Here is a 5,721-nt window from a genome sequence, read left to right on the forward strand (position 1 = left end):
GGTTCTTGTCGACCGTCGCGCCCATGACCTTGTGCTGCAACCTGAAGACCGCGCGCCAGCCATCGGCAGTCGCCTCGCTGCCGACGACATCCCAGCGACTGTTGGCCGGCCAGCCATGCAGCGGCGCTTCCTCGACATCGCTTCGCGAAAACGGCGCGCAGAGAAAGTCGCCGGACAGGCGAACGGTGCCGGCGGGCAGGTCTTGCGGCAGCGTCTCGCGCGGCTCGTCGATCCACGGCGCGCGATGCAGCGGTTTTAGCCGGCGCCCGTCGATATCGACCACTATCTCGGCGAGATGGCCGACAGTGAGATCGACCGCTACCGAAATGCCCTTTGCCTTGATCGTGAGCGTATCCATGGCGCACCTGCTGATTCTGCCTGCGCCAGCAAACCCGCTCGATGCCGGTTGCGCAAGCCGCGTGGCCGGCATTTCACGTCAGGCAGCACTGGCGTCGGCGCAGCAGCCAGGCTTACTGCCGTTTATACTCCCGCACCGGCGACTGGGTGCCGTCGGTGTAGGTGACCTGGACCGACATCGCCTTCACGCTGTCGGCGACCTTGAAATAGGGCTGGTAGTCGTAGGGGATGGCGTAGGGGTCCTTGGGGTCGCAGGCCGGCATCTTGATCTCTTTGTCGAGCGCGGCGCCGTTCAGACCGTAGTGCACCGCCTTGATGGCGCAACGGTAGGACAGCATATGGCTGAAATAGACCAGGCCGCGGTTGCCGCTGGCGTCGAAGGCGATCCACGATGTCCAGAACTGGTCGAGGATCTGCTTGTTGCCTTGCTGAAGTGCCGCCTCGGGATCGAAGCGGATGTCGAACGGGCCGGTCTCGCGGCCGCTGACATCGAGATATTTGATCGCAATGCTGCCGGCCGCGGTGCTGTCGGGCAATTCGAAGCTCGGATTGGGCATCGGCTTGCCGGTGGTCTGGTCGTTGAGCGCCAGGAAGCCGGTCTCGGTGAACGGGCCGCTGTCGCCCATGCGCCATGAAATGCCGGTCGCCGGCTCGGGAATGGAGATGGTCATCGACCAGCCCTGGTTCGAGCGCATCGGCGTCAGCGTCGGGGCGAAGCGCTTGGCATCGAGCACGTCGCCAAGCGCGGCCAGCCGGCTGTGGCTGCGGTCCAGCCAATCGGCAAGCTGGGTCTGGTCGACGAAATATTTGAGCAGCCCGCCGTCCTTCTCATAGGACAGGAACTTGGTCAGCGCCGTCGCCTCGCTGCGCTTGTCGGACAGCGCCTGGAAGCCGAGACGATCTTCCGAAAACTCCTGCGACAACAGGAAATAGGCCGGCGCGAAATCGGCATTGGCGGCGACGAACGCGTTGAGCTTTTGGAGACGCTGGGCATCGTCGAACTGCAAGGCATGGACGAGCTTGATCGACAGCGCCTTACCCTTGTCGGCCAGTGCGCCGAACACCTCGCGGGCACCGGCCTTGCCATCCTGCACCCGAAGCAGAGTGGCGAAGCGCGTATAGGGGTCGATGGCGTCGACATCGAAGCCGGCGAAGGCGAGATAGGAGTGCCGGGCATTGAGCATGTCGCCCGACAGTTCGTAGACGCGGGCATTGTGATAAAACTCGTCCGGCCGCTTGGGCTCGGCGATCGCCCCGCCCTGTGCGGCAAGTGCGGCAAAGCCCTTGGCGATGGTGTCGATCGAGACGGCGATCTGCTCGGTCGTCGCCTGCAGCTTTTGCGCCTGGACCTGCTGCTGTTCTTGGCCGGCAGCCACGGTGTCGGCCAGCGTATCGGTTGTCTGCTTGACCGCCTCGACGGTCTTTTGCGTCTCAGCGCCCTGCTCGGTCTGCTGCTGCTGGACCGAGGCGATCTCGTCGGTCTTTTGCAAAACCTTGTCGGTCGATTGCTTGACCGTCTCGACCGTCTTTTGCGTCTCGGTGACGGTCTGCTCGATCTTCGCCACCTTGGCCGAGACGATGCCCATCGAGCGCTGCAGCTCGGCCACGGCCGGCACCAGGCCGGCGATCAATCCGTTTTGGGAATTCGTCTGCTTTTGAACGGCAAAGACGCCGCCGGCGACCGCCGCGGCGGTGCTGGCGAAGACCAGCGCCGGCAGCGCCTTGGCCGCCAGCACCAGCCGCAGCACGATGGCGATGGCGATGATCAGCGCGGCGATCGCGGCGACCAGCGCGATATAGGCGGCGAACGGCGCCAGCGGCGTCAGGATGTCGGAAATGAAGCCGCCGACAAAGGCCACGCCGGTGGCCCATCTGCCGGTGCGGCCAAGAGATGCCCTGATTAGCGACGGCGCAGCGCCGCCCATGCCGATACCGCCCGCCATGCAATCCCCCAACACCCAATGCCGCGTACCTTCTAGCCGGAGCGCGACCGCGTGGGAAGATCAGGACTGGAAACTGGCGATCGCGCGGTCCAGTGGTCGTCGACGGCGTGGCCGCGAAAATGTGTTTATCCGGGGATAACCCTGGGCAAGACCGGCATTAACCAAATGGACGGCGCTTTTGGGTTAGGCTAGTTTCCCGTTCGTCTCAGCAACTGCTTACCTTCAGAACAGACCCATCTTGTCCAAACCGCGCCTCTTTCCGCTCATCAGAAGATTTGTCGCGGCGTTTGCGCTGCTGGCGCTCGTCGCCGGCTGCGTGACGACGCCGCCGGAGACCATGCTGGCGGTGCCGGCGGCGCCGCAAAAATATGCCGCAATCGTCATCGATGGCAGCACCGGCAAGACGCTGTTCGAGGTGAATTCGACGGCGCCGCGCTATCCGGCGTCGCTGGCCAAGATGATGACGCTCTACCTTCTGTTCGAGGCGCTGGACCAGGGCCGCGTCGGCAAGACGACGCTGATCCCTGTCTCCGACAACGCCGCCAGGCAGCCGCCGACCAAGCTGCGCTTCAGGCGCGGCGAGGCGATCGATGTCGAGACGGCGATCCGGGCGATCACCGTCAAATCGGCCAATGACGTGGCGGTCGCCGTCGCCGAATATCTCGGCGGCAGCGAACAGACGTTCGCCGCAATGATGACGGCCAAAGCGCGCCAGATCGGCATGCGCAGCACCGTCTTCCGCAACGCTTCGGGCCTGCCGGACGGCGTCCAGCAGACGACGGCGCGCGACATGGCGATGCTCGGCATGGCGCTGCGCGCCCGCTTCCCGCAGCATTTCCACTATTTCTCCGAAAGCGACTTCATGTTCCGGGGCCGGCTGGTGCGCGGCCACAACGACATGCTCGGCCGCGTCCGCGGCGTCAACGGCATCAAAACAGGCTATATCAGAGCCTCAGGCTTCAACATCGTCACCTCCTACGATGCCGACGGCCGCAGGCTCATCCTCGTGGTGATGGGCGCCGACAGCGCGCGCCAGCGCAACGACCACGTCGAAGCGCTGATCCAGCGCAACCTGTCGCCGGCATCGAACACGACGACAAGGCTGCTGTATGCCGAGGAGCAGTGAGGAGCGGCGTTCGGCGGTAGCGAGCTCGTGATCAGTGGGGGGGGTTTCAACTTGACAGGTGACGGCAGTTATGCTAGGAATTTATTCATGGTGCTGATTTGCGCCAACGACCCGCCCGCCGAGGCGGGTTTTTCATTTCAGGCTTCGGCGCCATTCTTCATAGGTCCGACAAAACCGCAGGTTTGCCGGTCTTCGCGCTTGCTTCTCGCACCTTCGAGGGTCATGGCAGGCTCCAGATCGTGGGCCGCAGTGGAATGAGCAATCCGAAAAATGCGTTATTCCAAGTTCGCAGCCCTGCCGCCTGCCACTTGCCCGTTGAAGCCCGCGCCTGCTTCCGCTAAGAAGCCGTGGCTGGCCGGTTACCCGGCCGGTTCGTTTTCCGGATCGTCGATCCTGAAAGCACCCGTAGCTCAGCTGGATAGAGCGCTGCCCTCCGAAGGCAGAGGTCACAGGTTCGAATCCTGTCGGGTGCGCCAATCATTTCAGGGGTCCATTCTGGACACATGGGTTACATTTTATACCGGAGACATGGGTAACACTTTTGGCCCGAAGGGGTTTTGGAGTGGTTCGAGCCTGCATGTCTCATCGTCGAAATATCCCAGATCATAGTCCATGAAGGAAGCCAGCCAGATATGGTCCTCGACCTGTTTGATGCCGACGGTCTGACCGGCGAAGACAAGGCTGAGGTTGATCTTCTTGCGCTTGTAGCAGATGCGGCCGCAGGTGGTGACGGTGACTGCCTTGTCGTGGAAAGGGTAGTCGAGCTGCGGCAGTCCCCGATAGGGTCGCGGCGATGGGCTGTAGCGCTCGGCAGGGCAGGCCATGCCGAGCGCCTGGTGCGGGCGCTCTGAGTTGAACTCCTCGACGAAGTCATCGAACCTGGCCTGCTGCTGCAGGAAGTTGGCGCCGGCCGGTTTGGTGGTCTCCAGTTTCAGGGTCAGATGCATGCGCTCATGGCGGCCGTTCTGCTGCGGGCAGCCGGGCTTGATGCGCTCGATGGCGATGCCCAGGCGCAGCCACCAGACCGACAGCTTGCTGAGGTTGAACAGCGCATTGGGGCTGGCGAAGGGAACGCCATTGTCGGTCCTGATGGCGCTGGGCAGGCCGAATTCCTTGAAAACGCTTTCGAACACGGTGAAAGCATAGGCCTCCTTGGTGGTGTGAAGCGCCTCGCAGGCGATCAGATAACGGCTGGCGAAGTCAGTGATGGTCAGCGGATAGCAATAGCGTCGATCGGCAAGCATGAACTCGCCCTTGTAGTCGGCACACCACAGCGCGTTGGGTCGACAGCCGTTTGAAAGCGGTGTCCCCGTCGCCCTGTTGCGTCGCCGCTTGCGGCGCTTGACCAAGCCGTGGCGGTCGAGCACCGCATGCACCGTCGAGATCGCCGGACAATGAACGTCCGGATAAAGCCGCGCCAATCGCTCCCTGATCTTCGGCGCGCCCCAGTTGGGCTTGTCCTGCTTGGCACGCACAATCAGCTTCTCGATTTGGAAAGGAAGCTGATTGGCGTGCCGGTAAGGCCGCCGCGAGCGGTCAGTCAGCCCTTCAAGCCCGCTGTCGTTGTAGCGATCGATCAGCTTGTAGCCGGTCTTGCGCGAGATGCCGAACTCCCGGCACAGCGCCGCCATCTTCTCTCCATCCAGAAGCCGGGCAACAAATTTGAGACGCTCATCCATGACATTGCACTCCTGCCAAGGCACCTTTGCTCTCCTCGCAAAGGGCTAGAAGTGTAACCCATGTCTCCGGAATGAACTGTCACCCATCTCTCGGGAAGGGCAAAGTGTTTAGCTGCTTTCTGCCAAGGCATTCTTTCCCCAAGTCAGCACTGAGTCAGCCAATTGGTAAGATTGGCTCCATTCTGGTACGCTGCCATCCATTCGTTGCTGAATCAGCCTGGAGCGGGTAGCGCATTGCATGTCGCCATAGACGATAGCTACGGCCCCCATGGGGAAACGCCGTCCCGTTATGTGACGGGGGCCAGACGGACCCATGTTGCGGTCGTGTTTCAGGACGACCACGTGGACTATATTCGATCCGAGATTAAAGCTGGGCTTGACTATGTCAGAACGCTCATTCCCGATCTCCCCCCGATCGAGTTTCACTTCGTCGACATTTACAATCGAAACCCCCCTTGGAAAGGCCTCCCGAACGGGGCGAATTTGGCAATCTTTGAGGCCTTCTGTGCCATTTACTCGCGTTTCCGGTGGCCAGTGCTAATCCAGACGGTCGATCGACGAACGCTGCAAGACCACAGTTATGAGGTGCCGAGTGCCGCGGTCGATGATTTGGACC

General features: G+C 62.2%; 4 protein-coding genes, 1 tRNA gene and 1 pseudogene. 3 read left to right on the plus strand and 3 right to left on the minus strand.

Going from position 1 to position 5,721, the window contains the following annotated elements; translation table 11 throughout:
- A pseudogene (locus EOB36_RS32820) lies at window positions 1–358 on the minus strand (hypothetical protein); the annotation flags it as partial.
- A gap of 112 nt (window positions 359–470) precedes the next feature.
- Window positions 471–2,300, minus strand: a complete 1,830-nt coding sequence (locus EOB36_RS32825; RefSeq protein ID WP_128286525.1) for a methyl-accepting chemotaxis protein — start codon at window positions 2,298–2,300, stop codon at window positions 471–473.
- 238 nt (window positions 2,301–2,538) lie between these two features.
- Here EOB36_RS32825 and EOB36_RS32830 point away from each other — a divergent pair, with 238 nt between their 5' ends.
- Window positions 2,539–3,426 (plus strand): D-alanyl-D-alanine carboxypeptidase family protein, encoded by an 888-nt coding sequence (locus EOB36_RS32830; protein WP_128286526.1) that lies wholly within the window; start codon window positions 2,539–2,541, stop codon window positions 3,424–3,426.
- Between the two features lie 399 nt (window positions 3,427–3,825).
- Window positions 3,826–3,902: transfer RNA gene (locus EOB36_RS32835), tRNA-Arg, on the plus strand.
- A 39-nt stretch (window positions 3,903–3,941) separates the two neighbouring features.
- On the opposite strand, the gene EOB36_RS32840 is transcribed toward EOB36_RS32835, so the two are convergent.
- Window positions 3,942–5,105, minus strand: coding sequence for an integrase core domain-containing protein (locus tag EOB36_RS32840; RefSeq protein WP_128286527.1), 1,164 nt, complete (start codon window positions 5,103–5,105; stop codon window positions 3,942–3,944).
- Between the two features lie 342 nt (window positions 5,106–5,447).
- Here EOB36_RS32840 and EOB36_RS34775 point away from each other — a divergent pair.
- Window positions 5,448–5,721: hypothetical protein (locus EOB36_RS34775; protein WP_206637232.1), on the plus strand; the 274-nt coding region annotated here is incomplete at its 3' end.

This window comes from Mesorhizobium sp. M6A.T.Cr.TU.017.01.1.1 (assembly GCF_004023115.1).
Lineage (GTDB): Bacteria > Pseudomonadota > Alphaproteobacteria > Rhizobiales > Rhizobiaceae > Mesorhizobium > Mesorhizobium mediterraneum.